This is a genomic window from Streptomyces sp. NBC_00102 (genome assembly GCF_026343115.1).
GTDB lineage: Bacteria > Actinomycetota > Actinomycetes > Streptomycetales > Streptomycetaceae > Streptomyces.
This window is the reverse complement of sequence record NZ_JAPEMC010000001.1, coordinates 2,730,088-2,745,386: the sequence shown is the minus strand read 5'-3', so window position 1 is coordinate 2,745,386 and position 15,299 is coordinate 2,730,088. Positions and strand designations below refer to the sequence as shown.

Below are 15,299 nucleotides of genomic sequence, written 5' to 3'. Positions count from 1 at the left end.
GCGTCATCATCCCCGATCCCTCGTTCGGGCCGCACCGTGATGATGGACACTTGCGCCATGCGCGCCTCACTCGCCGTCCTCGGCACCGCCGCCCTGCTGCTGCTCGCGGGTTCCGGCCCGGCCTCGGCGGACGGCGGGGCCGACCAGACCTTCACCATCAAGGACCCCCGGATCACGGAGTCCAGCGGCCTCGCCGCGAGCCGTATCCACCCGGGCGTCTACTGGACCCACAACGACAGCGAGGACGGCCCCTACCTCTACGCCGTCGACTCCCGCACCGGCGAGACCGTCGCCACCGTCACCATGACCGGCGTGGGAGAGCCGCGTGACGTGGAGGCGATCTCCCTCGGCCCGGACGGGAACCTCTACGTCGGCGACATCGGCGACAACCTCGACGGCAGCTGGGACCACGTCTGGATCTACCGGCTGCCCGAACCGAAGGTGCTGGGGGACGTCACGGTGCGCGCCACCCAGTTCGACGTGACGTACGCGGACGGGGCCAGGAACGCCGAGGCGCTGATGGTCCACCCGAAGACCGGCCGGGTCTGGATCGCCTCCAAGAACGAGGACGGCGGCGGCCTCTACGAAGGCCCCGCCCATCTCTCCGCCGGCGGGAACAACGTCTTCCGCCGCGTCGCCGAGGTGCCGTGGGTGACGGACGGGGCGTTCTCCCCGGACGGTACGCGGCTGGTGCTGCGCGGCTACCTCGGCGCCGACGCGTACACCTTCGACGACGGGAAGCTCGGCGACGAACGCGGCGTGGGCGCCCCGTTCATGATGCAGGCCGAGTCGGTCACGTACACGGCGGACGGTACGGCGCTGATGTTCGGCTCGGAGGGCAAGGGGAGCCAGGTCCGGCGGCTGGACGTGAAGGGCACCAACGCGGCCCAGTCCACGCCCGTGCCGAGCGCCTCGGACGGGTCCTCTTCGGCGGGTGGCCCGGCGGAGGCGGGCGGGAAGGCGTCCGGGGGCGAGAAGGGCGAGGAAGGCGGCGGATCCGGCGGGAGCGCGACCGGGAAGGGCAAGGCGCTGTTCGGCGGGCTGATCGCGATCATCGCGGTGTGGCTCGTGCTGCGCACGAAGTCGCGGCGCACGGGCGGCTGACGGGCCCACGGCGAGCGGGGGCGGGCCGCCCAGGCTGACGCCGGGTGCGGACGCGGGCGTGGGTGCGGACGTGGGTGCGGGCGTGGACGTGGGTGCGGGTGCGGGCGTGGGCGTGGGCGTGGGTACGCGACGCGACGCGAGGGCGCCGGCTACCCGCGATCGGCGAGGGTAAACCCGCTTCGCACAGCGTTGTCACAGCCATGCCATACGATGCGCACATCAGTTCGCGTTCTTTACCTCCGTTTGAGGATTCACACGTCATGTCTTTTGGTGTCAAGTCTCTTTCCGTGCGCGGTATATCCGCCGCTGTCGCACTTCTCGCCATCGGCGCCTCCGGATGTTCGGTCGTCGACAGCGCCAAGGAGGGCATCAAGAAGGCCTCTCGCGAGGAATCCGTCTTCTCGCTCGGCATGGGCGACTGCTACAACCCGAACACGAAGCCCGCCGCCGAGGGCGATGAGATGGCCGAGGAGTTCGCGGTCGAGGTCGTGCCGTGCGCCGAGCCGCACGACGGCCAGGTCTTCGGGGAGTTCAAGGTCGACGACGGCGCCTACCCCGGCGACGACGCGATCGTCGAAGCCGCCGACACGCGCTGCCCGGTGGAGCAGCTGAAGTTCGCACCGGACGCCTGGGCGCTCCCGGCCGGTGTGTCGAGCTCGTACTACCAGCCGACCAAGGAGTCCTGGGCGACCGGTGACCGCCTCATCACCTGCACCTTCACCAAGGACTCCGGCAAGATCACCGGTTCGCTGAAGAGCGAGGCGATGAACGCCGACCAGCTCGCCTACCTCAAGGGATCGAGCGCCCTCTACGAGGCGTTCTGGGCCAACATGCCCGAGGCGGACGCCGTCGAGGACGACCTCAACGGATACAAGGCGCTCGCCGCAGCCGTCAACGCGGCGCTCGGCACCCACGTCGCGGCGCTCCAGGGCATCGAGCAGCCGGAGACCGTCAAGCTGCGCGAGCAGCTCGACAAGGCGAACGCGGCCTGGAAGAAGGCCGCGAACGCCGGCGACGCCGACGCCTTCTACCTCGCCTACGATCCGGCCATCACGGGCATCGACCCGAACGCGACCGTCGCCGCCCGCAAGGAGCTCGGCCTCTCCACCACCGTCCCGGCCGACGAAGCGGCCGCCTGGGCGAGCTGACGGCCGACAGCCCTGAAGCTTGGCTTCCGGGAGCAGTGCGGAAGGAGGGACCGGTGCCGGGGGCGCCGGTCCCTCCTTCCGCGTGCCGCATCTGCCGCATCTGCCGCATGTCCGCATGGGCTGCATGTGCCGCATGTGCCGCACGGCCGGTCCGATGTCCGGAGCACTCGCACGGAGTCGGCCGGTCGCCCGTGGACCGGTTGGCGGAGTGCAGGTTCGTTTCGTCGCCATCCGTACGAGTGAGGCACGGATGCAGGTCTCCGCCTGCTGGGGAGTAGAGGGCCGCGACAACATCCTCCAGCAGAGAGAACCACCGATGCGTCTTCGCTCCGCCTTTCCCGCCGTTCTCGGCGCCGCCCTGCTCTTCGCCACCGTCCCCACTCCGGCCTCCGCCGCCGAGGGGCAGTTCCGCTACGACTACGTGACTGCCGAGGGATACGACGCGACCGGCTTCCTCAACAGGCCGGCGAGCGGCGTGTGCATCAACCTCCACGGCGTCGGCCCGGAGAACCCCGAGCCCGGCCACTCGCCCAAGAACCGCACGGACGCCTGGGCGACCGTCTACGCGGACGCCGACTGCGAGGGCTCCTTCTTCAACCTCCGCCCGCACACCGGCGGGGGCACCGAGCGGCTGAAGGTCCGGTCGGTCTTCTTCGGGCCGTCGACAAGCGACGACTGACCCGCCGGAACGCGGTCGCGTGCGCCCGGGTCGGGCTGCCCGCGCCCGTACCCGTGGCGCCCCGGGTACGGGCGCCCGGGCCGGGGAGGCCGCCCCCCGTCGGCGCGCCCGGACGGTGAGGACCGTCCGCCGTCCCGGCCGCGCGCCCAGCGCGCCGGCCGGGGCGGCCCAGTACCACTGGGTCGCCGCGCCGGGGCGCGGTCAGACGGCGATGGTCTGGTACTCGACGTACTGGCTCAGGCCCACCGACCCGAACTCGCGTCCCACCCCACTGGACTTGAAGCCGCCGAAGGGTCCGTCCTTGGCGGGCGCCGCGCCGTTGACCAGCATGATGCCGGTCCGTATCCGGCGGGCGACGGCGAGAGCGCGCTCCTGGTCGGCGGACCAGACACCGCCGCCGAGCCCGTAGTCGGAGTCGTTGGCGATGCGGACGGCGTCGTCCTCGTCGTCGAAGGGGATGACCACCAGCACCGGGCCGAAGATCTCCTCGCGGGCGATCCGCATGGTGTTGTCCACATCGGCGAAGAGGGTGGGCGCGACGTAGTAGCCGCCCTCCAGACCCTCGGGGACCTCCGGACCGCCCGTGACCAGTCGGGCGCCTTCGCTGATCCCGAGCTCGATGTACGAGCGCACGCGCTGCTGTTGGTCGGCGCGGACCATCGGGCCGATGAACGTGGCCGGGTCGGACGGGTCGCCCACGACCAGGGTCTCCATCATCGCCCTGACCGCCTGGACGACCTCCTCGTAGCGGCTGCGCGGGGCCAGGATCCGGGTGTGGGCCTGGCAGTTCTCCCCGTTGTTGCCCAGCGAGTGGAACTTCAGCCCCTGGGCCACCTCGGTGGGGTCGGCGTCCTCCAGGACGATCACGGCCGACTTGCCGCCCAGCTCCAGGCTGACCCGCTTGAGCTGCGCGCCCGCCGTGGCGGCGATCGCCCGTCCGGCGGCGGTCGAGCCGGTGAAGGCGACCTTGTCGACGCCCGGATGGGCCACCAGGTACTCGCTCGTCTCGCGGCCGGCGGGCAGCACGGAGACGACACCCTCGGGGAAACCGGCCTCGGCGAGGACCTCCGCGAGGGCGAGTGAGTCGACCGCGGTCTCCGGCGACGCCTTGAGGACCACGGTGCACCCCGCCAGCAGAGCGGGCACCAACTTGACCAGTGCCGACTGGTGCGGCGCGTTCCACGGGATGATCGCGGCGACCACACCGACCGCCTCGCGGCGCAGCAGTGCCCCGGACGGCAGCACCGCCTCCCAGTCGAGCTCCGCCGCGGCACGCAGGTATGCGGCGGTCTGCTCGGGCAGGCCGTGCACGTTCAGGCCGGTGGTGATCGAGATCGGTGAGCCGTTCTCGGCGGTGATCAGCGCGGCCATCTCTGCGGCGCGGGAGCTGTAGAGCTCCTGGAGGCGTGCCACCGTCTTCTGCCGCTCCTCGGGGGTCAGTCGCGGCCACGGGCCGTGGTCGAACGCCTCGCGGGCGGCGGCCACCGCGGCGTCCACGTCCTCCGGGGTCGCGTGCGGCACCGTGCCGACGAGAGACCGGTCGTGCGGGGAGTGGACCTCGATGACCTCTGTACCGGCCGGAGCCGACCAGCGGCCTCCGATGAAGAGCTTGTCGTACGACGTCATGGCGTATCTCGCTTCCGGTGCTACGGGGGTGGTGTGTTCTCGCGCCGTGTTCCCGCGGTGCGTTTTCAGACCGTCGGTCTGTTGCGTGCTCCAACTTAAGGGACCGTCGGTCTGATGTCAAAAGACCGGGAGTCTGTAAACTGGTGGCATGACGAACTTCCAGCGCGCCCGCAGCGAGGAACAGCGCGAGATCCGGCGGCGGGCGATCCTCGACACCGCTGCCGCGATGCTCGACGAGATGCCCGTCGCGGCGGTCAGCCTGAACGAGCTGAGCCGGCGGGTCGGGCTCGCCAAGTCGAACGTGCTGCGGTACTTCGAGTCCCGCGAGGCGGTCCTGCTGGAACTGCTCGACCTCGCGTGGAAGGAGTGGGCGGCCGAACTGCCCGCACTGCTGGCCGGAGCCGTCGACGACGGGGCGACGGCCGACGAGCGCGGGGAGCGGTTCGCGGCCGCGGTGACCGACTCCCTCGCCGAACGGCAGGTGCTCTGCGACCTGTTCAGCGCGCAGGCCGGCGTCCTGGAGCACAACGTGTCGCCGGACGTGGCCGCCCGTTACAAGCGGGCCGCCCTCGGGAACGTGGAGCGGCTCACCGGTCTCGTCCGCCTGCATCTCCCCGAACTCGGGGATCAGGCGGGGGAGTTGGCCGCCTCCGTCATCATGGTCGCCGGAGCCGTGTGGACCCACGCCCGTCCCTCGCAGGCGATGCTCGACGCCTACGAGGCCGATCCGTCCCTGGCCGCCCTGAGGATGGACTTCACCACCTCGCTGCGGCAGATGCTCGCCACCTTCACCGCGGGCGCGCTGGCCCGCGCCTCATCCTGAGCCGGGCCTCCGCGCCTCATCCTGAGCCGGGCCTTCGCGCCTCATCCTGAGCCCGGCCTCCGCGCCTCACCCTTCACCTGGAGCATCCTTTGCGCGTTCTCGTGTTCGGAGCGTCCGGCATGGTCGGACACGGTGCCCTGCGCGCCTGTCTGCTCGACGACACCGTCACCGAAGTGCTCGCCGTCGTCCGGCGCCCGCTGGCCCTCGACCACCCCAAGCTGCGGCAGATCGTCCACGCCGACTTCACCGACTACACCTCCGTGCAGGACCGGCTGAAGGACGTGGACGCCTGCTTCTTCTGCCTCGGGGTGTCCGCCGTGGGTCGCGGGGAGGAGGAGTACACGCGGGTCACCTACGACTACACGCTCGCCGCAGCCCGGGCTGTGCACGCCGCCAACCCGTCACTCACGTTCGTCTACGTATCCGGTGAAGGCACGGACACCACCGGGACGAGCCGTCAGATGTGGGCGCGGGTCAAGGGACGCACGGAGAACGACCTCCTTGCCCTGGGGATGGACGCCCACATGTTCCGTCCCGGCTACATCCAGCCCGTCGACGGGGCTGTCTCCCGCACCCCGCTCTACCGCGCCCTCTACGCCGTCACCGGCTTCCTCTTCCCTCTCCTGCGGCGCGCCTTTCCCCGTCACGTCACCACCACCGAAGCCGTGGGCCGCGCCATGCTCGCCGTCGCCCGGCGCCCGGGCGCCGGTCCCACGGTCCTGCGCAACCCCGACATCAACCGCCTGGCGGCGGGCGGACCCGCGCAGGGGACGGAGCGTGGAGCCGCGCGTCCCTGATCGCGGGAGCCCCGCGCCGTCGGGCGGGGGCGACGACGGTGGACGGTGGCGCGCGCCGGGCCGCAGGACCGCCGCGCCGGTCCGGGCCGCGCGCCACCGTCCCGCTGTTCTACCCGGTCGGAGTCCGGTGGGCCCGCGCTGCTTCCCCGCCGAGGCATACGACGAGACGGCGCATGTCCTCCGGGGCGCAGGCGATCAGGAATCCGGCCTCTCCGTCGTGGCACTCGGCGACCTCCCACCAGGAGCGGACCATCCGGGAATCCGAACGGTCCCGTCCCCGGATGCGGCGGATCTCGATGTCCCCGGCCGGCATCGCCTGGCGCCCGACCGACTTCACCTCGGTCGGCGACCGGTGCAGAGCGGTGCTGGACACCGCGAGGAAGACGATGACCGGCCTGCAGTAGGGCCGGTCGCCCAGCACGCAGGCCTCGAAGACGATCTCTTCGCCCTTGGCGAAGGCGCGGTCCCGGGCCTTCGCCCGCCGTTTCGCGCCCAGGCGGGGGAAGAGGAGGGAGAGCACTGACTGCACCACCAGATCCACCAGAAACTCGATCACTCGGCATCCGTTCATCGGTCGGTGGCCCGGAATCGCGGCGGCGCCGAGACCCCACCCGGAGCCGCGCGTTCCACCGTAGCGAGCGGCCCCATGGCCCGGAGACCCGAGGTCGAGCCAAGGCCGAGCCACCCGTCGACGCCCGGTGCTCCGGCCGCCCCACCGGGGCCCTACGCTCTCCTCCCATGCCGAACATCTCCGCGCTCCTCGTCATCGACATGCAGAACGACACGGTGGCCATCGCCCACCGGGCCGCCGAGACCGTCGCCGTCCTCGTCGATCTGCGCCGACGCGCGCACGAGGCGGGCGCGTTGGTCGTGACGGTGCAGGACGGTGGCGGCGGCACGGAGGTCGGTTCCGAGGGCTGGCGGGTGGTGCCCGAACTCGCGCCCGGCGCAGGGGAGACGGTCGTCCGCAAGGCCGCTCCGGACAGCTTCCTCGGCACCGGTCTCGACGGTCTGCTGCGAGCGCGCGGCATCACCGAGGTGATCGTCACCGGCTTCGCCACCGAAATCTGCGTGGACACCACCGCACGTTCCGCGCTGAGCCACGGATACGACCTGGTCCTGGTGGCGGACGGGCACACCACCTCCGTCCGTGGTCCGGGCGACGAGGCGTACGCGACTCCGGACCGGTCGATCGCGCACCACAACGAGATCTTCCGGAACCTCGGACATCCCGGGCGGCGCATCCGGGTGCTGAGCGCCTCGGAGGTGGACTTCGGCCGGTCCACGGGTGCCCCTGCAGCTCAGGACGGTCCGGCCGAACCGGAATTCGTACGGGACACCCGGAGGTCGTACGACACCATGGCCGCCGAGTACACCGCGCGGTTCCGGTCCGAGCTGGACGCCAAGCCCCTCGAACGCGCGCTGCTCGCCGGGTTCGTGGAGCTGGTACGGGAAACAGGCGGCGGTCGGCCGGTGGCCGACGTGGGGTGCGGTACCGGGCGGGTCACCGGCCATCTGCGCGGGCTCGGCGCCGACGTGTTCGGAATCGACCTGTCGCCCGGGATGCTCGCGGTCGCACGGAAGGAACACCCGGACATCCGCTTCGAGGAGGGCTCGATGCTCGCGCTCGACCTGCCGGACGGTTCGCTGGGCGGGCTGCTCGCCTGGTACTCCACCATCCACGTCACCGACGCCCTGCTCCCGGCCGCCTTCGCCGAGTTCCACCGGGTGCTCGCCCCGGGAGCCCATCTGCAACTCGGCTTCCAGGCAGGCGACGGGACGAGACACCGGACCGACGCCTGGGGAAGCCCGATCGTCCTCGACTTCCACCGCCGCAGGCCCGAGGCGGTCGCGGCGCTGCTCACCGCGGCGGGCTTCGAGCCCCGGGTACGTACCGTGCGCGAGGCCGACACCGAGGGGAGGTTCCCCGAGCCGACCCCGCAGGGGTTCGTCCTCGCGCGGAAACCCGCCGCCTGAGCGCGGCCCGCCGGGCGGGCCCGGCAGTGCGGCGCGAAAACATCATGGTAGGTCGGACTGCTCCCCTCCGCCCCGAAGCCCCAAGATCACCCGCGAGGGTGAGGCGGTACGGCGACGGCCCCGCACACCGAGGTGTACGGGGCCGTCGTCCAGGCGTCAGGCGTCAGGCGTCAGGCGTCAGGCGCCAGGCGGTGAGCCGGGGTGCCGGAGCGGTTACAGCTTCTCGATGACGTAGTCGATGCAGGCGGTGAGGGCCTGGACGTCCGCCGGGTCGATCGCCGGGAACATCGCCACGCGCAGCTGGTTGCGGCCCAGCTTGCGGTACGGCTCGGTGTCCACGATGCCGTTGGCGCGGAGCACCTTGGCGATCGCGGCGGCGTCGACGTCGTCCGAGAAGTCGATCGTACCGATGACCTGCGAGCGCTTCGCCGGGTCGGTGACGAACGGGGTCGCGTGCTTCGAGTTCTCGGCCCAGCCGTAGAGGTTCTGGGAGGACGCGCGGGTGCGGCCGGTCGCGAAGTCCAGACCGCCCTGGCCGTTCAGCCACTTCAGCTGCTCGTTGAGCAGGAAGAGGGTGGAGAGGGCCGGGGTGTTGTACGTCTGGTTCTTGGTCGAGTTGTCGATCGCCGTGGGCAGCGAGAAGAACTCGGGGACGTGGCGGCCGGAGGCGTGGACGCGCGCCGCGCGCTCCAGGGCCGCCGGGGAGAACGCCGCGATCCAGAGGCCGCCGTCGGAGGCGAAGGACTTCTGCGGGGCGAAGTAGTAGACGTCCGTCTCGGTGATGTCGACCGGCAGACCGCCGGCGCCCGAGGTGGCGTCGACCAGGACGAGCGCGCCCTCGTCGGCACCGGCGACGCGCTTGATCGGCGCCGCGACACCCGTGGAGGTCTCGTTGTGGGTGAAGGCGTAGACGTCGACACCCTCCTCGGCCTTCGGCTCCGGGTGGGTGCCGGGCTCGGAGGAGATCACGGACGGGTCGGCCAGCCACGGCGCGAGCTTCGCGGCCTTGGCGAACTTCGAGGAGAACTCACCGAAGTTCAGGTGCTGGGACTTCGTCTCGATGAGACCGTGCGTCGCGACGTCCCAGAACGCGGTGGACCCGCCGTTGCCGAGGACGACCTCGTACCCCTCGGGGAGGGAGAAGAGGCTGCGCACACCGTCGCGTACCTCGCCGACCAGGTTCTTGACCGGGGCCTGGCGATGGGACGTACCGAGGAGAGAGGTTCCGGTGGCGGCCAGCGCGTCGAGCGCCTCCGTCCGCACCTTGGAGGGCCCGGCGCCGAAGCGTCCGTCGGCGGGCTTGATGTCAGCGGGAATCTGGATATCGGCCACGACTCGGAGCGTAGTCCCTCGCGGACGGGGCGAAAGACCCTGTCCGTCCGGTGAGACGGACGCTCCGACCCGTGGACAACACGCGGGCGGTGCGGTAAGCGGAATCGGCTCAGCCCAGGGTGACCGGGAGTTCGAAGAGGTCGTTCTGGGTCACGATCGGCTTGTTCCGCAGGTCGGCGGCGGGGACCGCGAGCTCCAGCTCCGGGAAACGGGCGTACAGCGCGGGGAGCGCGACGGCCGCCTCCAGGCGGGAGAGCGCGGCACCCGGGCAGATGTGCGGGCCGTGGCCGAAGGAGAGGTGGCGGTTGGGGGAGCGGGTGAGGTCGAACTCCGCCGCGTCCGGGCCCCATTGCTTCTCGTCCAGGCTCAGCGCGGCGAACGAGACCATCAGCCCCTCGCCCTTCGGCAGCACCCGGTCGCCGATGGTGATGTCCTCGGTGGCGAAGCGGATCAGGACGTGCGAGGTCGGCGACGACCAGCGCAGCGTCTCCTCGATCGCGCCCTCCCAGGTCGCCCCGCCCGACAGGACCAGTGCGCGCTGCTCGGGGTGGGTCTGGAGGGCGACGACGGTGTTGACGATCAGGCTGATGGTGGTCTCGTGCCCGGCGGCGATGATCAGCTTGAGCGTGTTGAGGATCTCGTCGTCGGTGAGACGGTCGCCGTCCTCGGAGGCGTTCAGCAGCGCCCCGGTCAGGTCGTCGGCCGGGGACTCCTTCTTCTCCTCCAGGATGCGCGTGAACAGGGTGTGGATGTCCCCCATCACCTGCGGGACCTCGGCGGGCGGGGTCAGGTTGGAGAAGAACTTGTCGAAGAGTTCCTTCATCCGGGGCAGGTCCTCGGTGCCGATGCCCATCAGCTCGCTGATGACGTTCATCGGCAGCGGGTAGGCGAACTCGGCCTTCAGGTCGACGCTCTCGCCCGCCGGGCGCGCGGCGAGCCGGTCCAGCAGCTCGTCGGTACGGGCCTGGATGCCCTCGCGGAGCCGCTCCACCCGGCGCACGGTCAGCGCCTGGGCGACCAGACCGCGCAGCCTGCGGTGCTCCGCGCCGTCCGAAGTCAGCATGGTCTTGCCGGGGTTGACCAGCCCGATCAGCGGCCAGTCGTGGGCGATCTCGCCGCGCTGCCAGGCGTTCCAGACGTCGATGTCCTTCACCAGGCGCGGGTCCGTGAGGGCCGCCTTCGCCTCGGCGTGGTGGGTGACGGCGTAGATGTGGACACCGCCGGGCAGCTCCACGGGGACGAGCGGACCGGCCGCGTGCAGCCGGGCGCTCTCGCCCCGCAGGTCGCCGACGAACATGTCGAGGACGATGCGCTCGTCGTCGAGCGGTCCGGTCTGTTCGGTGGTCGTCGCGGTCACCGCGTGCCTCCAAGGGCGGGAGTGGGTGTGAAGCGGACGGGCAGCTCGGTCAGGCCGCGCAGCCACGGCGACGGGCGCCGGGTGAGGTCCTCGGCCGGGACCGCGAGATCGACGTCGGGCAGCCGGTCGAGGATCGCCTCGATCCCCGTACGGGCGATGACCTCGGCGGTCTCCTGGGCGGGGAACGGGCAGCGGTGCTCGCCGTGGCCGAAGGAGAGGAAGGCGTTGTTGCCGCCGGTGAGGGCGGAGCCGTCGGTACGCACCTGGGGATCGGCGTTGGCGGCGGCGACCCCCAGGACCAGCAGGTCACCGGCCTGGATGTGCTTGCCGCCGAGGTGCGTGTCGCGGCTCGCCCAGCGGCCGGCCACGTTCTGGGTGGGGGTGTCCTCCCACAGCACCTCGTTCATCGCCTCGGCGACGCTGTGCCGGCCGCCGGAGAGCGAGGCGGCGAACCGGTCGTCGGTCAGCATCAGCCGCAGCGAGTTGCCGATCCAGTCGGCGGTCGGCTGGTGCGCGGCCGCCATCATGACCATGAGGTCCCGGGCGACCTCGTCGTCGGTGAACTCGCCGGTGTCGGCGAGCATCCGGGACGGTACGTCGTCCTCGGGCGCGGCGGACCGCTCGGCCACCAGCCCGATGACGGAACCGGCGATGTGGCGCTGCCCGGCCAGCGCGTCCGGACCGCCGTTGATCATGTCGTTCATCGCCGTGACGAGGGCGGGGCCCCGCTCGTCCGGGAAGCCGTACAGCTTGGCGAGGACCCGGACCGGCAGCAGCATCGCGTACTCCGCGATCAGGTCACACGTGCCCGCCGAACAGAAGGCGTCGATCAGCTCGTCCGCGAACGCCTCGGTGTACTTGCGGAGTTCGAAGGGGTCGGTACCCTCCAGCGCCGAACTGATCACCTGGGAACGGCGGCTGTGCCGTTCGCCGACCGTGTAGAGGATCGACGGCTGGTCCTTGCTGATCATCGGGTGCAGGGGCCAGTCGTCCGCGATGTTCGGCCACTGGTTCCAGATCTGCGAGTCCCGGGTGAACAGGGCCGGGTCGGTGGTGACCTGGTGCAGTTCGCGGTAGCCCAGGACGAGCCAGGCCGGTACGTCGCCGGGCAGCACGATCGGCGCCACCGGCCCGTGGTCCCGGCGCACCTCCCGGTACAGCTGGTGCGGTTCGGTGGCGAACCGGGGCCCGGACAGCGGTACCGGACCGGGGTCCTTGGCCGCACTCTGACCGTGGTCGACGGGGCACGCGTTCACGAGGTGGTCTCCGGGGTTCGGCCGGCCGCCTCGGGGGCGCCCGCGAGCGCACCTTCCGGAGTCCGGGCACGGGCGGCGGACAGCGCGTGGAGATGCTCGACCAGCGTGATCAGGACGTACTTGCTGGACGACCGGTCGCGTGCGTCGCACTCCACCAGTGGGACGTCCTCCGACAGGTCGAGGGCGTCACGGATCTGCTGCTCGGTGTGGAGCGGGCCGCCGAAGTCGTTGCACGCCACGATGAACGGCGTGCCGTGGTGCTCCAGGCGGTCGATGGCGTACCAGGAGTCCGCGAGCCGACGGGTGTCGACCAGCACGACGGCGCCCAGCGTGCCCGAGAAGAGGCGGTCCCACAGGAACCAGAAACGCTCCTGGCCGGGCGCCCCGAAGAGGTACAGCACGGAGCGCTCGTCCAGCGTGATGCGGCCGAAGTCGAAGGCGACCGTGGTGGACGCCTTCGACTGCACACCGTCGAGGTGATCGACGGCCTCGCCCGCGCGCGTCATCGTCTCCTCCGTGCTGAGCGGACGTATCTCGCTCACGGAACGGACCATGGTCGTCTTGCCCACGCCGAATCCGCCGACGACGACGATCTTCAGTCCGTTGTCGGCCGTCGCCCCGAGGGCGGCGTGGTCAGAGGTTGCGGAGTCCAACGAGCACCTGTTCCAGGATGTCGGGGTCGGGGAGCCGGTCCGCGACACGGGCGGTACGGGGATGGCGTGCGCTGATCCGGCCCGTGTCGAGCATGTCGCCGAGCATGATGCGGACGATGCCGACCGGCAGGTTCAGGACCGCGGCGATCTCGACCACCGCTATGGGGCGCTCGCACATCCGCAGGATCGCGACGTGCTCCGACTGCATGCCGGGGGCCGGCTCGCACTCGGAGACGACGAGCGTCACCAGGTCGAAGGCGTCGGAGTCCGTCCGGCTGCGGCCACCGGTGAGGGTGTAGAGCCGGTCGGGGGAGTCGTCACGACCGGGGCGGGGGCGCGGCACCGGGGGCATCAGCCGACGGTTCCCGCGTCGGCGCCCGGCCCGGTGGACGGGTCGGTTTCGCGGGGCGGCGCGACGAGGTGCTCGCCCAGCTGCTCGACCAGCTCGCTCATGTTGTGCCCGACGAGGCCCACGTCGGAGTCCTCGGCGGCGACGACCGCCAGATGGGCGCCCGTACCGGCCTCCACGATGAACAGCACCCCGCCGTAGAACTCGGCCATCGCCGAACGTACGCCGCCGCTGCCGTCGCCGAACTCGACGGACGCGCCGTGCGAGAGGCTCTGGATGCCGGCGGAGATCGCGGCGAGCTGGTCGGCCTGGTCCACGGAGAGCTCGGGGGTACGGCACAGCTTCAGGCCGTCCCGGGAGAGCACGAGGGCGTGCCGGGCGCCGGGGGTGCGTTCGAGCAGGCCCTCCAGCAGCCAGTTCAGCTTCTCGTCGGTGGTCGCGGTCATCGGGTGTTGCCTTCCGGGAGGGGTGCGTTGGCCCGTACTGCCTGGCTGAAGGTGGAGAAGCGCTCGGCCTGCCTCTTGGCGACGTCGGCCCGTTCCCGGGGGGTCGCGGTGTCGGCGGGGGCGGAGGCCGCCGCACGGGACTCCGCGGCGGCGAAGGTACGCCCGCGTCGGCGCCGGGGCAGCCCGCTCTCGCCGAACTGCGGGAAGGATCCCGTCGATTCGGCCTCGGACTCGGGAGTCCGCGCCGTCGTGCTGGTTCCGGTCGCGGCTGCCGCGCCGGTCCCGGCCCGCTCGCCCTTTTCCGTCCGTTCGGCCTGCGCGGCTTCCTCGGCCTGCTGGGCGTTTTCCGTCCGTTCGGTCTGCGCGGCTTCCTCGGCCTGCGCGGCTGTCTCGGACCGCTGGGCCTTTTCGGGGCCCGTACCCGGCCTGGCCTCGCCCTCGCCGGGGTCCGCCGCGGAGTGGGCGGGCTCCGGTTCGGGCGTACGGGGCTTCGGTGCGACGGCAGGCAGCGACGGGGCCGTGGCGCCCTGCGGAGTACGGGAGATGAGCTCCTGCGGCAGCATCAGCAGCGCGCCGGTGCCGCCGCGCGCCGACGGCCGGAAGGAGACCCGCAGGCCGTGCTTGTGGGCGAGGCGGCCGACGACGGCGAGGCCGAGGCGGGTGCCGGTGAGCGAGGTGTAGCTCTGATCGTCCGGGGAGACGGCCCGCTCGGCGCGGCGCAGCTGCACGTCGCTCATGACGAGCCCGCTGTCCTCCACGGTGATCACCACACCGGCCGGTACCTCTTCGACGTACACGTGCACTTCGGCGGTGGGCGGCGAGAAGTTGGCGGCGTTGTCGAGGAGTTCCGCGAGCGCGTGCATGACGCCCTCGGCCGCGTGACCGGCGATGGCCACGTCGCTGGTCGAGTGCAGCCGGATGCGGCGGTAGCCGCTGATCCGGCCCATCGCGCCGCGCAGGATGGACTCCATCCCGATCGGCCTGGCCCACCGGCGCCCGGAGCGCGCACCGGTCAGCACCGCGACGGAGTCGGCGAGCCGGCCCGCCTGAGCGGTGCGGTGGTCCAGGTGGAGCAGGTCGCCCAGGACGTTCTCGTCGGTGTGCCGGTTCTCCATCTCCCGCAGGTCGGCCAGCATGCTGGTGGCCAGCGCCTGCATCCGGCTCGCCGCGTTGGCGCCCGTCGCCAGGGCGGCGGACCGCTCCCGCTCGGCCTGGGCGAGGCGGGCGGTCAGGCCGGCCTTCTCGCCCGCGAAGCGTTCCCGGTCGGCCTCGTTCTCGGCCGTACGCCGGTCGGTCTCGGCGGCCAGCCGCTCCTTGGCCGCAGCCGCGTCCGCGGTGGCCTTGGCGAGCGCGGTGGCCGCCTCGGAGGCGGCCCGGGTGGCCTCGGCGCGCAAGGTGGCCTTGATCCGGGCGGCCTCCGCGGTGAAGCGCTGCGCGTCGGCCGAGGCGGACGACACCAGGCGGGTGGTGTCGTCGGTGAACCTCCGGCTGTCGGCCGCCCGGGCCTCCCGTAGCGCCCGTGCGGTACCCAGGGCGTGGGCGGCGACGGTCACGGCCACGGTCAGCGCGACGGCCGCCGCACCCGCCCCCCAGGCCAGCGGGGTCCGCACCGAGTCGGGTGCCACGGACGCGGCCCACACGCACAGCGAGCCTGAGACGACTGCCGACACCAGCGCGGTGAGCGCGGTCGACCGGGTTGAGGGGCGCAATCGGAGTCCTTGGGGCGGACGGCACGGGCTGCGCCGACCGGTC

Annotated in this window: 15 protein-coding genes and 1 pseudogene; 7 read left to right on the top strand and 9 right to left on the bottom strand. The window is 71.8% G+C overall.

Annotated features, from left to right (window positions below; translation table 11 throughout):
- Positions 1-57: 57 nt before the first annotated feature.
- The 3 genes from OHA55_RS12100 (at position 58) to OHA55_RS12090 (ending at position 2,931) form a co-directional block, all read left to right on the top strand.
- Positions 58-1,104 carry a WD40 repeat domain-containing protein gene (locus OHA55_RS12100; RefSeq protein ID WP_266705621.1) on the top strand — a complete coding sequence of 349 codons (1,047 nt, stop codon included), beginning with the start codon at positions 58-60 and terminating at the stop codon, positions 1,102-1,104.
- A 260-nt stretch (positions 1,105-1,364) separates the two neighbouring features.
- Positions 1,365-2,252 carry a septum formation family protein gene (locus OHA55_RS12095; RefSeq protein WP_266705619.1) on the top strand — a complete coding sequence of 296 codons (888 nt, stop codon included), beginning with the start codon at positions 1,365-1,367 and terminating at the stop codon, positions 2,250-2,252.
- Positions 2,253-2,568: 316 nt separating this feature from the next.
- Positions 2,569-2,931: a hypothetical protein gene (locus OHA55_RS12090; RefSeq protein WP_266705617.1), complete on the top strand. Its 363-nt coding sequence runs from the start codon at positions 2,569-2,571 to the stop codon at positions 2,929-2,931.
- Positions 2,932-3,132: 201 nt separating this feature from the next.
- Here OHA55_RS12090 and OHA55_RS12085 read toward each other — a convergent pair whose 3' ends face one another.
- Complete coding sequence (locus OHA55_RS12085; RefSeq protein WP_266705615.1) at positions 3,133-4,557, bottom strand: aldehyde dehydrogenase; 1,425 nt, start codon at positions 4,555-4,557, stop codon at positions 3,133-3,135.
- Positions 4,558-4,705: 148 nt separating this feature from the next.
- On the opposite strand from OHA55_RS12085, the gene OHA55_RS12080 reads away from it, so the two are divergent.
- Both OHA55_RS12080 and OHA55_RS12075 read left to right on the top strand, forming a co-directional pair.
- Positions 4,706-5,380 (top strand): TetR/AcrR family transcriptional regulator, encoded by a 675-nt coding sequence (locus OHA55_RS12080; RefSeq protein ID WP_266705613.1) that lies wholly within the window; start codon positions 4,706-4,708, stop codon positions 5,378-5,380.
- Between the two features lie 89 nt (positions 5,381-5,469).
- Positions 5,470-6,177 carry an NAD(P)H-binding protein gene (locus tag OHA55_RS12075; protein ID WP_266705611.1) on the top strand — a complete coding sequence of 236 codons (708 nt, stop codon included), beginning with the start codon at positions 5,470-5,472 and terminating at the stop codon, positions 6,175-6,177.
- Positions 6,178-6,286: 109 nt separating this feature from the next.
- Here OHA55_RS12075 and OHA55_RS12070 read toward each other — a convergent pair whose 3' ends face one another.
- Positions 6,287-6,733 (bottom strand): hypothetical protein, encoded by a 447-nt coding sequence (locus OHA55_RS12070; protein WP_266705609.1) that lies wholly within the window; start codon positions 6,731-6,733, stop codon positions 6,287-6,289.
- A 182-nt stretch (positions 6,734-6,915) separates the two neighbouring features.
- On the opposite strand from OHA55_RS12070, the pseudogene OHA55_RS12065 reads away from it, so the two are divergent.
- A pseudogene (locus tag OHA55_RS12065) lies at positions 6,916-7,311 on the top strand (cysteine hydrolase family protein); the annotation flags it as partial.
- A gap of 225 nt (positions 7,312-7,536) precedes the next feature.
- Positions 7,537-8,154: a class I SAM-dependent methyltransferase gene (locus tag OHA55_RS12060; RefSeq protein WP_266710580.1), complete on the top strand. Its 618-nt coding sequence runs from the start codon at positions 7,537-7,539 to the stop codon at positions 8,152-8,154.
- 213 nt (positions 8,155-8,367) lie between these two features.
- Here OHA55_RS12060 and serC read toward each other — a convergent pair whose 3' ends face one another.
- The 7 genes from serC to OHA55_RS12025 all read right to left on the bottom strand — a co-directional run bounded on the left by serC (position 8,368) and on the right by OHA55_RS12025 (position 15,256).
- Complete coding sequence (gene serC / locus OHA55_RS12055; RefSeq protein WP_266705607.1) at positions 8,368-9,486, bottom strand: phosphoserine transaminase; 1,119 nt, start codon at positions 9,484-9,486, stop codon at positions 8,368-8,370.
- Between the two features lie 109 nt (positions 9,487-9,595).
- Positions 9,596-10,783, bottom strand: coding sequence for a cytochrome P450 (locus OHA55_RS12050; protein ID WP_266710578.1), 1,188 nt, complete (start codon positions 10,781-10,783; stop codon positions 9,596-9,598).
- 56 nt (positions 10,784-10,839) lie between these two features.
- Positions 10,840-12,099: a cytochrome P450 gene (locus OHA55_RS12045; RefSeq protein ID WP_266705605.1), complete on the bottom strand. Its 1,260-nt coding sequence runs from the start codon at positions 12,097-12,099 to the stop codon at positions 10,840-10,842.
- Complete coding sequence (locus OHA55_RS12040) at positions 12,096-12,752, bottom strand: ATP/GTP-binding protein (RefSeq protein WP_266705603.1); 657 nt, start codon at positions 12,750-12,752, stop codon at positions 12,096-12,098. Before OHA55_RS12040 ends, OHA55_RS12045 begins: the two co-directional genes overlap by 4 nt.
- Positions 12,733-13,104, bottom strand: coding sequence for a DUF742 domain-containing protein (locus tag OHA55_RS12035; protein WP_266705601.1), 372 nt, complete (start codon positions 13,102-13,104; stop codon positions 12,733-12,735). Before OHA55_RS12035 ends, OHA55_RS12040 begins: the two co-directional genes overlap by 20 nt.
- Positions 13,104-13,547 (bottom strand): roadblock/LC7 domain-containing protein, encoded by a 444-nt coding sequence (locus OHA55_RS12030; protein WP_266705599.1) that lies wholly within the window; start codon positions 13,545-13,547, stop codon positions 13,104-13,106. The genes OHA55_RS12035 and OHA55_RS12030 overlap by 1 nt, the downstream gene beginning before the upstream one ends.
- Positions 13,544-15,256: an ATP-binding protein gene (locus OHA55_RS12025; RefSeq protein WP_266705597.1), complete on the bottom strand. Its 1,713-nt coding sequence runs from the start codon at positions 15,254-15,256 to the stop codon at positions 13,544-13,546. The genes OHA55_RS12030 and OHA55_RS12025 overlap by 4 nt, the downstream gene beginning before the upstream one ends.
- Between the last annotated feature and the right edge of the window lie 43 nt (positions 15,257-15,299).

Coding starts and splice junctions, on each gene's coding strand:
- OHA55_RS12100 (WP_266705621.1), top strand. CDS start 58: ATGCGCGCCTCACTCGCCGTCCTCGGCACCGCCGCCCTGCTGCTGCTC.
- OHA55_RS12095 (WP_266705619.1), top strand. CDS start 1,365: ATGTCTTTTGGTGTCAAGTCTCTTTCCGTGCGCGGTATATCCGCCGCT.
- OHA55_RS12090 (WP_266705617.1), top strand. CDS start 2,569: ATGCGTCTTCGCTCCGCCTTTCCCGCCGTTCTCGGCGCCGCCCTGCTC.
- OHA55_RS12085 (WP_266705615.1), bottom strand. CDS start 4,557: ATGACGTCGTACGACAAGCTCTTCATCGGAGGCCGCTGGTCGGCTCCG.
- OHA55_RS12080 (WP_266705613.1), top strand. CDS start 4,706: ATGACGAACTTCCAGCGCGCCCGCAGCGAGGAACAGCGCGAGATCCGG.
- OHA55_RS12060 (WP_266710580.1), top strand. CDS start 7,537: ATGGCCGCCGAGTACACCGCGCGGTTCCGGTCCGAGCTGGACGCCAAG.
- OHA55_RS12050 (WP_266710578.1), bottom strand. CDS start 10,783: ATGTTCGTCGGCGACCTGCGGGGCGAGAGCGCCCGGCTGCACGCGGCC.
- OHA55_RS12035 (WP_266705601.1), bottom strand. CDS start 13,104: ATGCCCCCGGTGCCGCGCCCCCGCCCCGGTCGTGACGACTCCCCCGAC.
- OHA55_RS12030 (WP_266705599.1), bottom strand. CDS start 13,547: ATGACCGCGACCACCGACGAGAAGCTGAACTGGCTGCTGGAGGGCCTG.